The sequence below is a fragment of the Streptomyces sp. NPDC050674 genome (assembly GCF_040654575.1).
In the GTDB taxonomy this organism is placed as follows: Bacteria; Actinomycetota; Actinomycetes; order Streptomycetales; family Streptomycetaceae; genus Streptomyces.
Genome location: NZ_JBFAIG010000015.1, coordinates 130,218 through 146,410, shown reverse-complemented (window position 1 = coordinate 146,410; position 16,193 = coordinate 130,218). Strand labels below are relative to the sequence as shown.

Annotated in this window: 14 protein-coding genes; 8 read left to right on the top strand and 6 right to left on the bottom strand. The window is 73.5% G+C overall.

What is annotated here, in order from left to right:
• Positions 1-3 precede the first annotated feature (3 nt).
• Positions 4-783 (top strand): LysM peptidoglycan-binding domain-containing protein, encoded by a 780-nt coding sequence (locus tag AB0I06_RS24565; RefSeq protein WP_363120996.1) that lies wholly within the window; start codon positions 4-6, stop codon positions 781-783.
• Here AB0I06_RS24565 and AB0I06_RS24560 read toward each other — a convergent pair.
• Positions 747-1,595: an HAD family hydrolase gene (locus AB0I06_RS24560; RefSeq protein ID WP_363120995.1), complete on the bottom strand. Its 849-nt coding sequence runs from the start codon at positions 1,593-1,595 to the stop codon at positions 747-749. The genes AB0I06_RS24565 and AB0I06_RS24560 overlap by 37 nt on opposite strands.
• A 171-nt stretch (positions 1,596-1,766) precedes the next feature.
• Here AB0I06_RS24560 and AB0I06_RS24555 point away from each other — a divergent pair, with 171 nt between their 5' ends.
• The 3 genes from AB0I06_RS24555 (at position 1,767) to AB0I06_RS24545 (ending at position 5,034) form a co-directional block, all read left to right on the top strand.
• On the top strand, positions 1,767-2,852 hold the full coding sequence (locus AB0I06_RS24555; protein WP_363120994.1) for a GNAT family N-acetyltransferase: 1,086 nt from the start codon (positions 1,767-1,769) through the stop codon (positions 2,850-2,852).
• Between the two features lie 20 nt (positions 2,853-2,872).
• The gene (locus tag AB0I06_RS24550; RefSeq protein ID WP_363120993.1) at positions 2,873-4,174 is read left to right on the top strand and encodes a glycosyltransferase; all 1,302 of its coding nucleotides are present in this window, start codon (positions 2,873-2,875) and stop codon (positions 4,172-4,174) included.
• Positions 4,175-4,278: 104 nt separating this feature from the next.
• Positions 4,279-5,034, top strand: coding sequence for a polysaccharide deacetylase family protein (locus AB0I06_RS24545; RefSeq protein WP_363120992.1), 756 nt, complete (start codon positions 4,279-4,281; stop codon positions 5,032-5,034).
• 13 nt (positions 5,035-5,047) lie between these two features.
• On the opposite strand, the gene AB0I06_RS24540 is transcribed toward AB0I06_RS24545, so the two are convergent.
• The 5 genes from AB0I06_RS24540 to AB0I06_RS24520 all read right to left on the bottom strand — a co-directional run bounded on the left by AB0I06_RS24540 (position 5,048) and on the right by AB0I06_RS24520 (position 12,203).
• Positions 5,048-6,097, bottom strand: coding sequence for a glycosyl hydrolase (locus AB0I06_RS24540; RefSeq protein WP_363120991.1), 1,050 nt, complete (start codon positions 6,095-6,097; stop codon positions 5,048-5,050).
• A 95-nt stretch (positions 6,098-6,192) separates the two neighbouring features.
• Positions 6,193-6,630 carry a hypothetical protein gene (locus tag AB0I06_RS24535; RefSeq protein ID WP_363120990.1) on the bottom strand — a complete coding sequence of 146 codons (438 nt, stop codon included), beginning with the start codon at positions 6,628-6,630 and terminating at the stop codon, positions 6,193-6,195.
• Positions 6,627-8,597 (bottom strand): glycosyltransferase, encoded by a 1,971-nt coding sequence (locus tag AB0I06_RS24530; RefSeq protein ID WP_363120989.1) that lies wholly within the window; start codon positions 8,595-8,597, stop codon positions 6,627-6,629. Before AB0I06_RS24530 ends, AB0I06_RS24535 begins: the two co-directional genes overlap by 4 nt.
• Positions 8,598-8,683: 86 nt before the next feature.
• On the bottom strand, positions 8,684-10,951 hold the full coding sequence (locus AB0I06_RS24525) for a lipopolysaccharide biosynthesis protein (RefSeq protein ID WP_363120988.1): 2,268 nt from the start codon (positions 10,949-10,951) through the stop codon (positions 8,684-8,686).
• On the bottom strand, positions 10,944-12,203 hold the full coding sequence (locus AB0I06_RS24520; protein WP_363120987.1) for a DegT/DnrJ/EryC1/StrS family aminotransferase: 1,260 nt from the start codon (positions 12,201-12,203) through the stop codon (positions 10,944-10,946). Before AB0I06_RS24520 ends, AB0I06_RS24525 begins: the two co-directional genes overlap by 8 nt.
• Before the next feature lie 309 nt (positions 12,204-12,512).
• On the opposite strand from AB0I06_RS24520, the gene fahA reads away from it, so the two are divergent.
• The 4 genes from fahA (at position 12,513) to AB0I06_RS24500 (ending at position 16,164) form a co-directional block, all read left to right on the top strand.
• Positions 12,513-13,724 (top strand): fumarylacetoacetase, encoded by a 1,212-nt coding sequence (fahA, locus tag AB0I06_RS24515; protein WP_363120986.1) that lies wholly within the window; start codon positions 12,513-12,515, stop codon positions 13,722-13,724.
• A gap of 215 nt (positions 13,725-13,939) precedes the next feature.
• A complete protein-coding gene (locus AB0I06_RS24510) occupies positions 13,940-14,878 on the top strand; it encodes a M56 family metallopeptidase (RefSeq protein ID WP_363121053.1) in 939 nt (312 codons plus the stop codon).
• Between the two features lie 236 nt (positions 14,879-15,114).
• Positions 15,115-15,903 carry a GntR family transcriptional regulator gene (locus AB0I06_RS24505; protein WP_363120985.1) on the top strand — a complete coding sequence of 263 codons (789 nt, stop codon included), beginning with the start codon at positions 15,115-15,117 and terminating at the stop codon, positions 15,901-15,903.
• 33 nt (positions 15,904-15,936) lie between these two features.
• Complete coding sequence (locus AB0I06_RS24500; RefSeq protein WP_003992261.1) at positions 15,937-16,164, top strand: ferredoxin family protein; 228 nt, start codon at positions 15,937-15,939, stop codon at positions 16,162-16,164.
• The last annotated feature ends 29 nt before the right edge of the window (positions 16,165-16,193 follow it).

Genomic DNA, 16,193 nt, shown 5'->3' with positions numbered 1-16,193 from the left:
GTCATGGCCGGACGAGGCAAGCACCGTCGCCCCAGAACCAACCCGCTGACCCGCGGCTTCATCGCCGTCGGCACCGGCGGAGCCGCACTCACCCTCCCGCTCCTCGGCGCCGCCCAGGCGAGCGCCGCCGAGCCCCAGAGCGCCCCCGTCGCCGCACAGTCCGCGCCCCGCGCGGCCCAGCCCGCCACATCGCTCACGTACACCGTGGTCAAGGGCGACTCGCTGGCCCGCATCGCGGACAAGTACGACGTCCGGGGCGGCTGGAAGCGGCTCTACAAGGACAACCGCGCCGCCGTCGGCGACAACCCGAAGCTGATCCACCCGGGTCTGAAGCTGACGGTGAAGACCACCAAGGCGAACGCCGCGAAGAAGACGGCCACCCGGTCGTCCGCCCCCGCCAAGCCGGCCGCGAAGCCCGCCACGGGCGTCGCGCAGGCCACCCAGGCGTCGGCCACGACCTACGCGAACAACCTGGACGGCTGGATCCGCGAGTCGCTGGACATCATGGCGCAGAAGGGGATCCCCGGGTCCTACGACGGCATCTACCGCAACATCATGCGCGAGTCGTCCGGCAACCCGCTGGCGATCAACAACTGGGACTCGAACGCCGCAGCGGGCACCCCGTCCAAGGGCCTGCTCCAGGTCATCGACCCGACGTTCGCCGCCTACCACGTGGACGGCACCTCCTTCGACCCGTTCGACCCGGTCGCCAACATCACCGCGGCCTGCAACTACGCGGCCGACCGCTACGGCTCGATCGACAACGTCAACGGACCGTACTGAGCCGCCCCGCCCAGCAGTCGCTCGAGGACGACGGCGATGCCGTCGTCCTCGTTCGACAGGGTGACCTCGTCGGCCACGGCCTTGAGTTCGGGATGGGCGTTCGCCATCGCGACGCCGTGGCCGGCCCAGTCGAACATCGGGATGTCGTTGGGCATGTCGCCGAAGGCGATGGTGTCCGCCGGACGCAGCCCCAGATGCTCGGCTGCCAGCGCCAGGCCCGTCGCCTTGGTGATCCCGCACGGCTGGAGCTCCACCGTGCCGGGCCCCGACATCGTCACCGTCGCCAGGGAACCCACCACCGAGCGGGCCGTCGCCGCCAGCGCGTCGTCCGACAGGTGCGGATGGCGCAGCAGCACCTTGCTGATCGGCTCGCCCCACAGGTCGTCGCGCCGTTCGACCCGCACCGCGGGCAGGGTCGGGTGCGGCATGAGATAGCCCGGCTCGATCAGCGTGAGCCCGTCGACCCCGTCCTGGTCGACCGCCGCGTACACCTGCCCCACCTCGGCCTCGATCTTGCCGAGGGCGGTCTCGGCCAGCTCCCGGTCCAGCGTGATGGACCACAGCAGCCGGTCCGCGCCGGCGTCGTACACCTGCGCGCCCTGCCCGCACACCGCGAGCCCCGTGCAGCCGAGGTCGTCCAGCAGCGGCCGCACTCTCGGCGCCGGCCGGCCCGTCACCACGAGGTGCTGGGCACCGGCGTCCGCCACCCGCGCGAGCACGGCGAGGGACCGTTCGGAGAGGGTGTCGTCGCCGCGCAGCAACGTCCCGTCCAGATCGGTGGCGATGAGTGAATATGCGAGGGGTGCGGCCATGATCAGAGAATACGGACAACGCGGCCCTTCGTTTCATCGCACAGGGCACGCCGATTGCCCGGTTGAAGGCCTCTGCACCGGTTGGCAACAACATGCTCCGCTACCTACCCGAGAGGCCGCATAGAGCGGTACCTTCCATGTGTCCAGGGGGGACTTGATCGGGGGGTCAGGTTGAGCAGTGGGCGCATTCGCGTGGCGGGGGCCGGGGAGCTCGGTGAAGAAGAGAAGGAGCGCTGGCGTGCGCTGCGCGCGGCCTCCGGAGCACCGCGCAACCCCTTCATGGAACCGGAGTTCACCGAAGCCGTCGGCCGGGTCAGGCCGGGGGCCCGGGTCGCCGTGGTGTACGAGGGGCTCGAGCCGGCCGGCTTCCTGCCCCATGAGCGGGGCCCGTTGGGGCAGGGCCGGGCGATCGGGTTCGGCGTCTCGGACGCCCAGGGCGCGATCCTGCGGCCGGGCCTGGACCTGGAGACGGGTGAACTGCTGAGGGCCTGCTCGGTGTCGAGCTTCGCCTTCGACAACCTGGAGGCCGAGCAGCGGCTGTTCGTCCGGTACGCGGCCGAGGGGTACGCCACCTACGTCATCGACGTGGAGAAGGGCTACGAGACGTACGAGTCGGTGCTGCGCGCGCAGTCGCCGAAGTTCCTGAAGACCACCCTGGCCAAGGAGCGCAGGCTGGGCCGGCAGGTCGGTGAGCTGCGGTTCGTCTTCGACGAACGCGACCCGGCCGCGCTGCGCACGCTCATGGAGTGGAAGTCGGCGCAGTACCGCAGGACCGGCCGCCGCGACCGGTTCGCCCAGGAGTGGATCACCCGGCTCGTCGGGCAGCTGGCCCGGACCCGGGCGCCGGAGTGCAGCGGCACGCTGTCCGTGCTGTACGCGGGTGAGCGGCCGGTCGCCGCGCACTTCGGGCTGCGTTCGGCCTCGGTGCTGGCCTGCTGGTTCCCGGCCTACGACCCGGAGTTCGCGAAGTTCTCGCCGGGGCTGGTGCTGCATCTGCGCATGGCCGAGGCGGCGGCCGCCGAGGGGGTGGGCATGCTCGACCTGGGGCGGGGCGCGGCCGAGTACAAGGACGCGCTCAAGACGGGCGAACTGCCCGTGTACGAGGGTGCGGTGACGCGGCCGGGGGCGGGCGCGGCGCTGTACTGGCTGGGCCGTGAGCCGGCCCGCCGCGCGCACAGCTTCGTCCGCGGCAGGCCGCGGCTCGCGGCGCTGGCCGCGCGGACGCTGAAGGGCGCGGCCCGGCTGCGCCGTACCTGACACACAAGGGGGGTGGGCGCATGGCCCGTTCGGCGCGTGCGCAGGAGGAGATACGACGGTTCCTCGACATCGGGGCGGTCCAGGTCGCCGAGCTGGACCTCGACGGCGACGAGGCGGTGCTCAGACCCGGTCCGGGCAGTCCGCCCGTGACCCACGGGGAGGTGTTCGTACTGGTCAGGAGGTCCGGCCGGCCGGTGGGCACGCTGCTCGGGCGGGTGCCGGAAGGGGCGGATCCGAAGGCCGTGCTGGCGGGGCGGGCCCGGGCGGAGTGCGGGCCCGCCGTCTTCGGCGAAGGCGGCAAGCCACCGTTCACCACGGTCGTCGTCGCGACCCGGGAGCGGGCCGGGCAGCTGGCCCGGGCGCTGGACTCGCTGCTGGCGCAGGACCATCCGCGGTTCGAGATCGTCGTCGTCGACAACGCGCCCGTCACGGACGAGACGCGCCGGCTGATCGAGACGAAGTACGCCGAGCGCGTGCGCTACGTCCGTGAGCCCGTTCCGGGGCTCGCGGCCGCCCACAACACCGGGCTGGAGGCCGTGCGCGGGGAGGTGGTCGCCTTCACGGACGACGACGTGGTCGCCGACCCGCGCTGGCTGACCGAGCTGACCGCGCCCTTCACCGCCGATCCCGGGCTCGGGTGCAGCACCGGGCTGATCCTGCCCGCGCGGCTGACCACTCCGGCCCAGGTGCTGCTGGAGAGCCACGGCGGTTTCGCCAAAGGCTTCACTCCAAGGACGTACGACCCGGCGCACCCGCCGGGCGACGAGCCGCTGTTCCCGTTCACGGCGGGACGGTTCGGCTCGGGCGCGAACATGGCGTTCCGCACGGCGGTCCTGCGTTCCGTGGGTGGTTTCGACCCGGCCACCGGTGCCGGGACGGCCGCCCGGGGCGGGGACGACCTCTACGGCTTCGTCCGCGTCCTGGCCCAGGGCCACCGGCTGCGCTACACGCCGTACGCCCTGGTGTGGCACCACCACCGGGAGACCTGGCGGGACCTGGAGACCCAGGCGTACGGCTACGGCGCCGGGCTCACGGCGTACCTCACCGCGGTGCTGGTGAACCGGCCCGCGCTGCTGCCGGCCTTCCTGGCGAGGCTGCCCCGCGGCCTCGCCCACGCCCGCGCGCTGACGGCCGCGCGCGGGGCCGGGGCGGCGGACGGCGGGGGCACCCCGGGCGATCACGACGTGCGGACCCACCCCTGGCCCGGGCGGCTGTCGCGGTTGCAGCGCCGGGGGATGGCGTACGGGCCGGTGGGCTATCTGAAGGCGCGGCGGGCGCTGCGCGCGGCGTCGCGTGAGAAGACGGCTCGGGGGGCGAGATGAGGACGGACGGCAGAGGCCGGGTGGGGCGGGGCGGGCAGGACGGCGAGGGGCCGATAGGGCCGTCGGCCACCCCAGCCGTCCCCGTCTTCCTGTATCACTGCGTGATGGACGATCCGCCGGACTGGATCGCCGAGTTCACGGTCACGCCGAAGCAGTTCGCCGCGCATCTCGACGCCGTGGTCCGCAGCGGCCGCACGCCCGTCACGATCAGCGCGATCGCCGACCACCTGGCCGGCCGGGCGCCGCTGCCGCCCCGGCCCGTGCTGCTCACCTTCGACGACGGGTTCGCCGATCTGCCCGGCCCGACCGCCGAGGCTCTGGCCGAGCGCTCGCTGCCCGCCACCGCCTACCTCACCACCGGAGCCCTCGCTCCGGGCGGCCGCAGTCTGCTGCCGCCCGCCCCGATGATGACCCTGGCCCGGGTGGCGGAGCTGGAACGTTCCGGCATGGAGATCGGCAGCCACACCGTCACCCACGCGCAGCTCGACACCCTCTCCGCCAAGGCCCTCGCGTACGAACTGCGCACCTCCAAGGCCGTGCTGGAGGACGCCCTCGGGCACGAGATACGGCACCTCGCCTACCCGCACGGCTACAACAGCCCCCGTGTACGGGCCCTGTCGGCCCGGGCCGGCTACGAGACGGCCACCGCCGTGCGGCACGCGCTCAGCTCCGAGCGCGACGAGCGGTACCGCATCGCCCGGCTCATCGTCCGGCGCACCCACACCGTCGCCGACGTCGAGGGCTGGCTGGCGGGGTCGGGTGCGCGGGTCGCGCCGTACCGCGACGGGCCGAAGACGATCGCGTGGCGCTGGTACCGGCGGTCCCGTGCGGTGGTGCGCGGGCCCGAGTTCGCGGGCTGACCCCGCCGGGTGGCTACTTCAGCGGCTGGTTGAGGTACGGGTCGGCGACCGCCTCGCGCAGGCTGTCCCAGGCCGCGTCGTTCGCCAGGGCCAGGTTGCAGTGCGGTCCCGGGTCGCGGTAGTTCCACTGGAGGGCCGCCTTGACGCCGTCGAGGTCCTTGAGCACCCCGGGCACCTGCGCGTACCACTCGGCCTGCCGCCGCGGGCGGTTGCCGTCCGCGGCGGTGCCGAACTCGGAGAGCATCAGCGGCTTGTCGTCGGAGAGGTGCGCGCGGATCCAGTCGTGTGTGGCGTGCTGCGTCTGCGCGAAGGTCAGCCAGCCCGCGTCGTGGCAGCGGTAGTAGTTGTACTGGTTGTAGCCGATCCAGTCGACGTAGTCGTCGCCCGGGTACATCCGCTTCATCTCGTCGGCGTGGTCGAGGTAGCCGGTGGTGATCCACGTCCACACCACGTTGTCGACGCCCAGGGCGCGGAAGCGGTCGTGGATGTGCCGGTAGGCCTTCACGTAGTCGGCGGGCGTGCCGCTGGCCGGGGTGCGGGTGTCCATCTCCAGGTCGAAGGAGAGGAACACCTTCTTGCCGTAGTCCTTGACGCGGCGGGCCTGGACGTCGATGACCTTCTCGTCCAGCTCGCCGGCCGCGATCTGCTTCCAGGTGGGCTGCTGCCGCTCCGTGCCGCCCCACCACTTGCTCTCCCAGGAGAGCAGCAGCAGGTGGTCCTCGCCGACGCGGCGCTCTTCGGGGGTGAGCAACTGGCCCTCGCGCCGGGTGCCGGAGGGCAGGGACATGTCGTGGTACGTGTACACGATGTCGAGTGCGCGGCCCACGCGCTCCTCGTAGGCGCGGACCTTCTCGGGCAGGTCGTCGCGCTCGTGCGGCACGAACGCGCCGAACCAGGCGCCGCAGGGCGGCTCCAGCAGGGCCGTGGGGCGGCAGTCCGCCTTGGAACCGGCCGCTCCGTGCTCCTGCGGTCCCGAGGCGTCCCGCAGGGCGAGCACGGCGACCAGGACCGCGCTGACGACCGTGGCGGACGTGATCAGCAGTCGGCGCCGGCTCGATGCCAACGGGCCGGCGGTCCGCGCCTCGTGCGGCTCCTTCCGGTGCTGTCCCGCGGTCGTGCCCGGTGTGCGGCGGTGGGGGCGGTGGGGGCGGTTGAACCTCACTGAGTGGAACCCTTCGGTGTCCTCGTCGACCTCGGCGGCGGGGAGGCGCGCAGCGGCGGGCAGAACGCGGCGAGTGTGGTCAGCAGCGTCAGCGTCAGCAGCACCCGCTGCGCGCTGAAGGTGTGCGTGGCGATGAGCACGGTCGCGACGAGCATCACCGCGCCGATGCTCAGGAACAGCGTCAGCATCAGCCGCTCCAGCAGGTCGGAGTGGCGGGCGAAGTCCGCGTCCCGGCGCTCCACCGGTCCTTCGGCGGGCCGGGCCCCCAGGGCGGGTGCGCAGACTCTGACCGCGGCCGCGCCCGGACCGGCCGCCAGGAAGAGCACGACCGCGGCGCCCCGCAGCGGCGAACCGCCGGGCAGGGCGAGCGCGGCCAGCGCAAGCCAGCCGCCGAACGGGGGCAGCATCCGGACCACGAGCTCCTGCGGTGTCATCGCCGCACTCCCCCTGACTGCTTCAGCATGTAGAGCCATCCGGCGCCGTTCTTCGCCACCAGCCGGAACCGGGGCGAGGCGGCGACGGACTTCTGGATGCGGTCGAGCTGCGCCCGGTCGAGCTGCCCGTTCATCTCGGAGTTGGCCAACTGCCCTTGCGTGAGCAGGAAGTAGGCCCGGCCGGGTGGCTCCACCCCGGCCATGTCCCGCGCGAGGGTGGTGGCCGGGCTCCTGACGATCTCGTCGACGTGGCTGCGGCCGTCGTCGAGGAACCAGTAGTGGTCGACGCTCCAGTAGGAGGCGTACGCGTCCGGGTAGTTGCGGTTGGCGGCCACGACCAGCGAGCCGTCGGGCGCCTGGTCGAAGAGCTGCCGTACGAGGGCCACTTCCCCGGGCGGGAAGTAGTTGATCCGGTCCTTGCCGGAGTAGGCCGGGACGAACGCCAGGGTGCCGCCGAGCAACGCGGCCAGCGGCACCCAGGTGCCGACCGCGGCCCGCCGGCGGGCCGCGGCGGAGCCGGTGGGCAGCCGGCCGGCCGACTGCCGCGCGGCGGCGTCGGCGGCCAGGGTGCGGACCTTCGGCAGCAGCGCCGCCGCGGCGAAGAAGGCCGCACCGGGCAGCATGAACAGCAGCACCCGGAAGATCATCTCGCTGCCGTAACTGCTCGCCGCGAACATCGGCAGCGGGGCCGCAGCGATCAGCAGCAGGGGCCGGGCGCGGTGACGCAGCACCCGCTGGCGCAGCACGCCCACGGCCGCGAGTAGCAGTACGGTGCCGGACAGCAGCCGGGCCGCCCAGGAGGTCGCGATCGCTCCGGTGCCGGTCGGGGTGGCGCCGTAGCCCGTCTCGACGTTGGCGCCGACGTCGCCGATGGAACGGATCATGTCCGGCATCGCGGCGGACAGGAAGGGCAGCGCGGCCGTCAGACACCAGGCCAGGAAGATGACGACGGTCGTGACCACCGGCACCCAGTCGCGGTAGCGGCGGCTCAGGCACAGGGCGAGCAGACAGACGACCAGCATGCCCGGGGTGAGCTGATGGGAGATGACGATCGCCACGATCATGACGGTGATCACCACCGTCCACACGGCCTGCCGCGGCCGGCCGCGCCCCACGGCGGACCGGCCGAAGCGGCGCAGCACCACGGCGAGGACGCCCACGTGCAGCGCGTAGGCCACGGACTGGGGGGAGAAGTAGTCCTGCCCGACCCAGTTGGCGACGTAGAAGAGCCAGACCGCGGTCCAGATCAGCCGCCGGTCCTCGGTGAAGGTGCGGTAGATCAGCAGCAGCGGGAGCAACAGCATCAGGCTGGAGGCCAGGGGCCACCAGGCCATGAACATCGCCGTCGAGTCCACGCCCAGCAGCCGCTGGAGGGCGGCCTGGGCCGCGAAGAACCCCGGCCACTGGTCGTACACCGCCATGTCGCCGACCTGATCGGCCGTCTGGAGCCCGCCCGCCGTCAGCAGATGGTCGATGACCGCCTCGTGCTTCCACGCCCAGGCGTACAGCGGGGTCGGGTAGAGCACGGCCTGGGTGGCCCGCTCCATCACCAGCAGACCGAGCACGTACGCCGCCGACCAGGCACCCGGGCGGCGCGCGTCGCGGACCGTGAACCAGAAGCCGGTGGTGAGCACCGCGAGCCCGGCCCAGAAGGCCGGGTGCAGCGCGCTGACCAGCCCGTAGTCGTCGAGCCGTGAGACGTCGGTGTGCCGCACGGCGTACGCCCACAGCGCGAGCGCGAGACCCAGCGGGACGGCGGGCCGGGCGAGCGCGCCGCGCCCGGACCAGGCCGGGGCCAGGTCGGACAGATCCCTCACGGGCTCGCGGGCGGGACGCGACGACTCCGAGGAGGACGGGCTGGAGGACTGGCTGGCCGTCTCGGGGCCGCTGCCGGGGGTGTTCGCGCCGCCCCGCGCGGGTGTGGGTTCCGGCGTGGCTCTCTCCCTCGGTGTGACTGGCGGACGCACGGTGGTTCCCCCCTGGCGGTTGCTCTCTTCGGCTCTGCTCGGCCCTGTCCGGGCCCGGGCTCGGTCGGTCTCGGCTTCGGGTGTGATCAGTGGCGGGGCCGGTCGTTCGGTGGTGCGCCGGCCGTTCGGCCGGCTGGGGGACCCGTCGGGGCTGTGGTGCGGGAGCGCGTCCACGCCGACGCGGCGCGCTGGAGCGGCAGGAGCAGCAGGAGGGCGGCGAGCAGGGGCGGCGCGAGGGGTGCGAGCGCGTCGCGCCACACCCAGCCGCCGACCGCGACGAGATACAGAACCCCCCAGCGCCCCGGCCACGGCAGCCGGCCGCCCGCGCTCGCGAGCAGCAGGCCCAACGGGACGAGACACAGCAGCTGGCAGACCGGCGGCGCCCAGCGCAGCAGCGGCTCGGGGCCGCCGAGCCCCACCGCGTCCGCGAGGAAACCGGCCGTCCTGTCGTAGAACGCCCCCTCCACCGGCCGCGGTTCCCGCCCGAGGGCGAGGGGGGCGGCGTACAGGGCGAGCAGGGCGGCGCCCAGTGCCGTGCCCGGCAGCCACGGGTCGCGCCGGGTGCTCAGGGTGACGGCGGCGACGAACACCACGAGCAGCAGGCCGCCCGCGGTGAGCGACGGCAGCGGCATGCCCTCCAGCAGCCGGCGTCCGGTGAGCGCCGCTTCGGAGGCGCCGTCGGGCCGGGGCAGGTCCCGCAGCGGTGCGAGGAAGAACACCACCGCGACGGCGAGCAGGCTCCACAGGGCGCCTCTCAGCCGCCGCTCCCACGGCTCCTGGTCCGGTTCCCGGGGCTCGTGGGGCGGGGGTTCCCCGGTCGGCCCCTCCGGGCGCACGATCAGGGCCAGCGTGTCCGCCTGCAACGCCTCCCGCTCGTACCCCGGGCGCCCGATGAACAGCGTCACCGTGTCCTGGTCGCCCTCCTCGGGCCGGTAGGCGGCCCGGCGGGCCCAGGTCGTGCCGTACCCGGCGGTGGCGTTGAGTTTCGCCCAGCGGGTGCCGTAGGGGAGGTCGGCGGGCGGGCGGACGGCCGGCGCGCTGTCGTGGGGGCGCAGGGCCTTGCGCAGCCCGGCCGCGGCGACGACCGCGATCAGCGTCATGCTCAGCAGCACCGCCCAGCCGGCTCCGGCGATCCCCGACGGGGTGAACAGCACGGCCGCGCTGCCCAGTACCAGGGCGCACATGGCCCCTTGGAGCGCGGCCAGCACACCGGTGCGCCCCTGAACGCGCAGCACGCCGATGTACAGCTCCACCACGACCCGCGGCAGGGCGCCGAGGGCGAGCAGCCGCAGCACGGTCGAGCCGTGCTCGGCGTAGTCCGGGCTGAAGGGCGTGAGGATCTGCGGGGCGAAGACGACCAGCACGGCCACGACCGGGACCAGCAGCAGCGTCATGCGCCGCAGGGCGCCCCGGACGCCGTCGGCGAGCCGGCGCGGGTCGTGCGAGGCGTGCGCGGTGAGCGACGAGGCCATGTTGATGGCCATGAACTCCATCGTGCCGCCGACGGTGTAGGCCACGTAGAAGTAGCCGTTCTCGGCGGCGCTGAAGCGGACCGCGACCATCACCGGCAGCAGGTTGATCATCGCCAGGCTGAACAGCGCGCCGAGCGAGTCCCCGGCCAGGAAGCGGCCCATGTCCCTGATCTTCGGGGGCTCCTTGTCGCGGTCGGCCTCCGCCTGGCGCGGGATCAGCCGGCGGAAGATCAGCCAGCCAAGCGGCAGGGTGGAGAAGGCGATCGCGACCGCCCAGGAGACGAAGATGCCGAGGACGGGCAGGGTGCCGGCGAAGACGGCCAGGAGGGCCAGCTTCCCGACCGAGAACACCGCGTTCCCGGCGGGCACCCACTCCGCCTTGCGCAGCCCGGTGAGCACTCCGTCCTGGAGGGTGAGCAGGGCCCAGGCGACGCACGCCGCGACGAACACCGCCCCCGCCATGGGGGTGCCCAAAGGCGCGTAGGAGGCCCCCCACTCGTCGAGCGTGAGCAGGAAGACGGCGGCGGCGAGCGCCACGACCAGCGAACTGGCCGCGTAGGTGCCCCAGACCAGGCGCCCGGTCTCCCGGCCGGCCCGCGGCACGAAGCGGACGACGGCGCCAATCATCGTCGTCGCCGTGATGCTGGCGAGCAACCGCATCGCGGCGATCGCGGCCGACCCCTGGCCGACGGCCTCCTCCGTGTAGTAGCGGGCGGCCACCAGCCAGAATCCCAGGCCCAGCACGGCGGAGACGCCGGTGCTGAGCATGAGGAAGTAGGCGTTCTTGAACAGCGAGTCGTGGGTGTGGTCGCGGTCGGCAGGCTTCGGCCCGCCGCCGTCGGTGCGCGCGGCGGCGGGCTCGTGCACCTGGATCTCAGCCACGGGACTGTCCCAGCCCTCCCGGTGCCGGCGTGTGCCCGGACCGCTCCCCCGGTGCCCGGACCGGTCGCGCCCCGGACCGCTCCAGCACCTCGATCACCGTCCGCGCCCGCAGCGGGTCCACGGGCAGCGCGTGCCGCGCGAACCAGCGCGCCGCCTCGGGAGCCGGTGAGGGGTCGGTGAACTCCGCGCCGGCGTAGTCGTCCAGCGGCGGGTCGTAGAGGTAGCCGACGACGATGCCCTGCCGTGCCAGCGCCGCGATCGCCGCGTCCCGGTCCGCCACGAACAGCGGCACCCGGAACAGCGGCTGCGTCCCGTGGCCGTCACGCGGCTTGGCCCAGGGCGTGGACAGCAGCAGTTCCGTGCCCGCCCGGCAGGCGTCCAGCACCGCGTCCAGCCGGTCGAGCCTGTGGCCGATGCGCCGCAGCCGCAGCCGGCCGGACGCCAGGCGGTAGTCGTGCATGTCGACGCGCACCCACGGGTGGTGGGCGTCGAGTCCGGGCGTCTCGCGGGCGGCGAGGGCGAGTTCGTCCGGGCGCAGCGGCATCCGGATCTCCTCGCGGTCGGCGAGGCCCAGCAGCCGGATCGCTGCCCAGGCGGCCCGCCGCAGCCGCAGTCCACGCACCGCGGCCTCCGCGTACGGCCGGACCAGATAGGCGAGTTCGGCGCTCGTGCGGCGCGGTGCGAGCAGTCCCGCGCAGGTCCCCTCCACCGCCTCGCGCAGCCCCGGGTCGGCGAGCGAGAGCATGCCTCCGGCCTTGGCCCCGACGTGCTTGGACAGGCTGAACACGGAGGCCTCGCCCCAGGCCCCGACCGGCCGGTCCCCCACCCGGCTGCCGATCGCGTGCGCCGCGTCCTCGAAGAGCGGGATCCCCAGCGCGTCGCACTTCTGTCTGAGGCGCGGTGCCGGGTCGGGATTGCCGTACAGGTTCGTGGTGAGCACGGCCGACACCGAGCCCCACACCTCGTCCGGCACGGCATCGACGTCGATGGACGCGTCGAGCGGGTTCAACGGCGCCTGCACCGGGCGCAGTCCGGCCGCGAGCACGACGAAGAAGATCACGTCGTCGTTGACCGGTGACATCAGCACCCGCCCGCCGGGCGGGCACCAGTGGCGCAGCGCCACGTACAGCCCGAAACGGCACGACGGTACGTACACACATTCCCGGCCGAGCCGGACGCGCATGGTCTCTTCCAGCCGCTTCGGCTGTGCGCCATGCCGCACCGGACCCGGACCGGCCTCCCCTTTGGCCATCCGCCCCCCAGATGTGCCGTGGGAAAGCCCCCTCCCCGAGGCCTTCCGGCACCCGCCCAGAGTCGCCCCGTTCGCACCGCTCCGTCAAGATTGCGTCGCGTCCTGTGGATAACTTCCGGCACGTACGAATACGGCGTCCCGTCCGGTGCGCCGGAGCCGCCCCGCCCGGTCCCACCCGGGCCACCTGCCCCGTTCGCCCCTCTGCGCCTCCTCGGCCCCTGCCCAGGACCGTCGTGTCACCCGTAACGTGTGGCACGACCACGAATGCGTGGTGACGACACGGCACACCCGAAAGCGAGGCAGCACCCGATGCCCCCCTTCGATGTCCCCGAGGGCGACCCCTTCGGCCCGCACAACCTGCCGTACGGCGTGTTCTCCCTCCCCGGCTCGTCCCACCGGACCGTGGGCGTCCGGCTCGGCGACCACGTGCTGGACGCGGGCGCCGCGGCCCACGCGCTCGGCTCGCCGTACGCCTCCCTTCTCGCGCGCCCCACCCTCAACCCGCTGCTCGCCGCCGGGCGCACGGCCTGGTCCGACGTGCGCCGGGCGCTGACGGCCTGGGTGACCGTGCCGTCCCACCGGGAGACCGTCGCACCCCTGTTCCACCCGCTGTCGTCGGTGACCCTGCACCTGCCCTTCGAGGTCGCGGACTACGTCGACTTCTACGCTTCCGAGAACCACGCCCGCAACGTCGGCCAGATCTTCCGGCCCGACGCGGAGGACTCCCTCACCCCCAACTGGAAGCACCTGCCCATCGGTTACCACGGCCGCTCCGGCACGGTCGTCGTCTCCGGCACGGAGATCGCACGCCCTTCCGGCCAGCGCAAGGCGCCCACCGACGCCGCTCCCGTCTTCGGCCCGTCCGTCCGGCTGGACATCGAGGCCGAGGTCGGTTTCGTCGTCGGCGTGCCCTCCCGGATGGGCGCGCCGGTGGCCCTCGGCGACTTCCGCGAGCACGTGTTCGGGTTGTGCCTCCTCAACGACTGGTCCGCCCGCGACATCCAGGCCTGGGAGTACGTCCCCCTCGGCCCGTTCCTCGGCAAGTCCTTCGCCACGTCGGTGTCGGCGTGGATCACCCCGCTGGACGCCCTGGAGGAGGCGCTCGTGGCGCCTCCGGCCAGGACGCACCAGCTGCTGCCCTACCTGGACGACAGCGACGAGGAGCCCGGCGGCTACGACCTGCGGATCAGCGTCGCCGTCAACGGCCACGTCGTCTCCGAGCCCCCCTTCTCCACCATGTACTGGACGGCCGCCCAGCAGCTGGCCCACATGACCGTCAACGGCGCCTGTCTGCGCACCGGCGACCTCTACGGCTCCGGCACGGTCAGCGGCCCCGCGGAACGGGAGCGCGGTTCTCTGCTGGAGCTGACCTGGAACGGCCGCGAGCCGCTCGAACTCCCCGACGGCAAGCGGACGTTCCTGGAGGACGGCGACGAGGTCACCCTCTCGGCCTGGGCGCCCGGGCCACATGGTGCGCGGGTGGGTCTGGGCGAGGTGACGGGGCGGGTGGTCCAGGGCTGACGCCGCCCCGCCGGGAGCCGCCCGGCAGCCGTCCCTCCGGCCCCTTCTGTCGCCTTCGAGCCCCTGACGCACACCGCCCGGCCCGTCATACTGGGCAGGGCGGTGTGCGCGCACCTCCACCACGCTCGTCGTGGTCGCCGGTGCGCACGGCGACCGCTCTCCTGCGCACGACCCGTAGCCGCCCCTCTTCCTGCGAGGAACCGGAGCCCGTGGCCATGACCGTCTGCCTGCTCCTGCTGAGCGTCGTCGCCGTGACGGCCGCCGTCCCCGTTCCCCGTGCGCTGACCAGGGCCGCGTGGCCCGAGCGGGAACCGGTGGTCGCGCTGTGGGTGTGGCAGTGCCTGGTCGCCACGGTCCTGCTGTGCTGCGTGGCGGCGCTCTCCCTGGGCGCCGCGGCCGTCTTCGGCACGGTCCGCGCCCAGCTCTTCGCACCGGCGCCGCCGGCGGTGACCGCCGCGTACGACCTGTCCACCGCGCCGCCGTGGGCCGCCGGCCTCACCCTACTGCTGGCCTGCGGCGCGGCCTGGACGACCGCGATGCTCGCGCGCGAACTCGTCGAGGCGCGCCGCCGCCGCGCCCAGGCCCGCGCCCACCTGCGCGAACGCGCCCCCGACCTGCCGGCCGGCCTGCCCGCGGCGAAGGGCCCGCTGCTGGTCCTGGAGGACGAGTACCCGGACGCCTGGTGGATGCCCGGCAGCCCGCCCCAGCTGATCGTCACCACGGGCGCGCTGCACCGTCTCACCGGCCACCAGCTCGACGCCGTCCTCACCCACGAGCGGGGCCACGCCCGGGCCCGCCACGACTGGCTGCTGCACCTGTCCACGGCCCTCGCCACCGGCTTCCCGCGCGTCCCGCTGTTCGCCCACTTCTGCGACCAGACCCACCGCCTGGTCGAACTGGCCGCCGACGACACGGCCTCCCGCCGCTGCGGCCACCTGACCACGGCCCTGGCGCTGATCGAGCTCAACCAGCACCGTGGCGTGCTGTCCTGCGCCTCCAGCCACCGTCTGCTCGGCGAACGGGTCGACCGGCTCCTCGAACCGCCGCCCCGGCTGGACCGGCGGCACCGCGCCCTGACCACCACCACGGCCGCGCTCGTCCCGCTGCTGCCCCTGCTGATCGCCTTCGCCCCGGGGCTGACGGCACTGTCGTAGCCGCACCGACCGGCGGTGGGCGGTGGCCGGAGCGGCACCGGCCGGGCGGTGGCCGGTGGCCGGAGCGGCGCCGGTCGGGCAACGGGCTGTCGCGGGCCGCACCGGCCGGGCGGTCGGTGGCGGATGTGGTCACGGGCCGGGCAAAAGGCCAGCTCGCTCGTCGGACGCGTCACATTCGGGGTGGCGCAACATTCCCGCAACACCACTTTTCCTATCGGATAGGTATGGTCCGATCCATGCCCAGTGACCGCATCCGAGACCACGCCGGACAGGGAGCCGCGACCACCGTCGCCGCCCACCGCGCGCGGCGACGGCTGCGCGCCGACCGGGCCCGGCAACTGGCCGATCCGCTCCGCCGGCTGCTGCTCACCGGCGCCTTCCCCGACGGTGTCCTCCCCCACGAGTCGACCCTCGCCACCGAGTACGGCGCCAGCCGCAACACGGTTCGCGAGGCACTCGACCTGCTGCGGGCCGAGGGCCTGGTGGAGCGCCAGCCCGGCGTCGGCACCGTCGTCGTGGCCCACAAGTACCCCCACGGCCTCGACCGGTTGATGGGCCTCGCGGAAACCCTCCGCGAACACGGGCAGGTCACCAACGAGGTCCGCACCATGGGCCCCGCACCCGCACCCGCGCCGGTCGCCGACCGCCTCCGGCTCGCGCCCGGCACGGACGTCCTCTACATCGAGCGTCTGCGCAGGCTGGGTGGTCTGCCCCTGTCCCTCGACCTCACCTACATCCCCCTGGACATCGGTACCGAGCTGCTCGGCGCCGATCTGGAGAACAACGACGTCTTCCGCCTCCTGGAAGCCGCCACCGGCCGGCGCCTCGGCCACGCCGAGATCACCCTGGAAGCGGTCAGCGCGGACACCCACTCGGCCGCCGTGCTCGAGGCCCCGCGCGGCGCCGCCGTCCTCATGCTGGAACGCCTCACCCACCTCGCGGACGGCCGCCCGGTCGACCTGGAGTTCATCCGTTTCCGCGGCGACCGCATCACCATGAGCGGCCTGCTGCACCGGACCCGGTAACCACCCCGCTCGCGCACATCCCTGGAGACAGCCATGCCCTTGGCGCCCCAGCGGGCCGACGTGCCCGTGACCATCGACGAGTCGAAGTGCATCGACGGCTGCACGCTCTGCGTGGACATGTGCCCGCTGGACTCCCTCGCCATCGACGAGCGCAACGGCAAGGCGTACATGCATGTCGACGAGTGCTGGTACTGCGGCCCCTGCGCAGCGCGCTGCCCCACCGGAGCCGTCACGGTCAACATGCCCTATCTGCTCCGGTGAGAGGCCCGAATCGTCATGTCCCGAACCAC

Coding starts and splice junctions, on each gene's coding strand:
- AB0I06_RS24565 (WP_363120996.1), top strand. CDS start 4: ATGGCCGGACGAGGCAAGCACCGTCGCCCCAGAACCAACCCGCTGACC.
- AB0I06_RS24560 (WP_363120995.1), bottom strand. CDS start 1,595: ATGGCCGCACCCCTCGCATATTCACTCATCGCCACCGATCTGGACGGG.
- AB0I06_RS24550 (WP_363120993.1), top strand. CDS start 2,873: ATGGCCCGTTCGGCGCGTGCGCAGGAGGAGATACGACGGTTCCTCGAC.
- AB0I06_RS24545 (WP_363120992.1), top strand. CDS start 4,279: ATGGACGATCCGCCGGACTGGATCGCCGAGTTCACGGTCACGCCGAAG.
- AB0I06_RS24535 (WP_363120990.1), bottom strand. CDS start 6,630: ATGACACCGCAGGAGCTCGTGGTCCGGATGCTGCCCCCGTTCGGCGGC.
- AB0I06_RS24520 (WP_363120987.1), bottom strand. CDS start 12,203: ATGGCCAAAGGGGAGGCCGGTCCGGGTCCGGTGCGGCATGGCGCACAG.
- fahA (WP_363120986.1), top strand. CDS start 12,513: ATGCCCCCCTTCGATGTCCCCGAGGGCGACCCCTTCGGCCCGCACAAC.
- AB0I06_RS24510 (WP_363121053.1), top strand. CDS start 13,940: ATGACCGTCTGCCTGCTCCTGCTGAGCGTCGTCGCCGTGACGGCCGCC.
- AB0I06_RS24505 (WP_363120985.1), top strand. CDS start 15,115: ATGCCCAGTGACCGCATCCGAGACCACGCCGGACAGGGAGCCGCGACC.
- AB0I06_RS24500 (WP_003992261.1), top strand. CDS start 15,937: ATGCCCTTGGCGCCCCAGCGGGCCGACGTGCCCGTGACCATCGACGAG.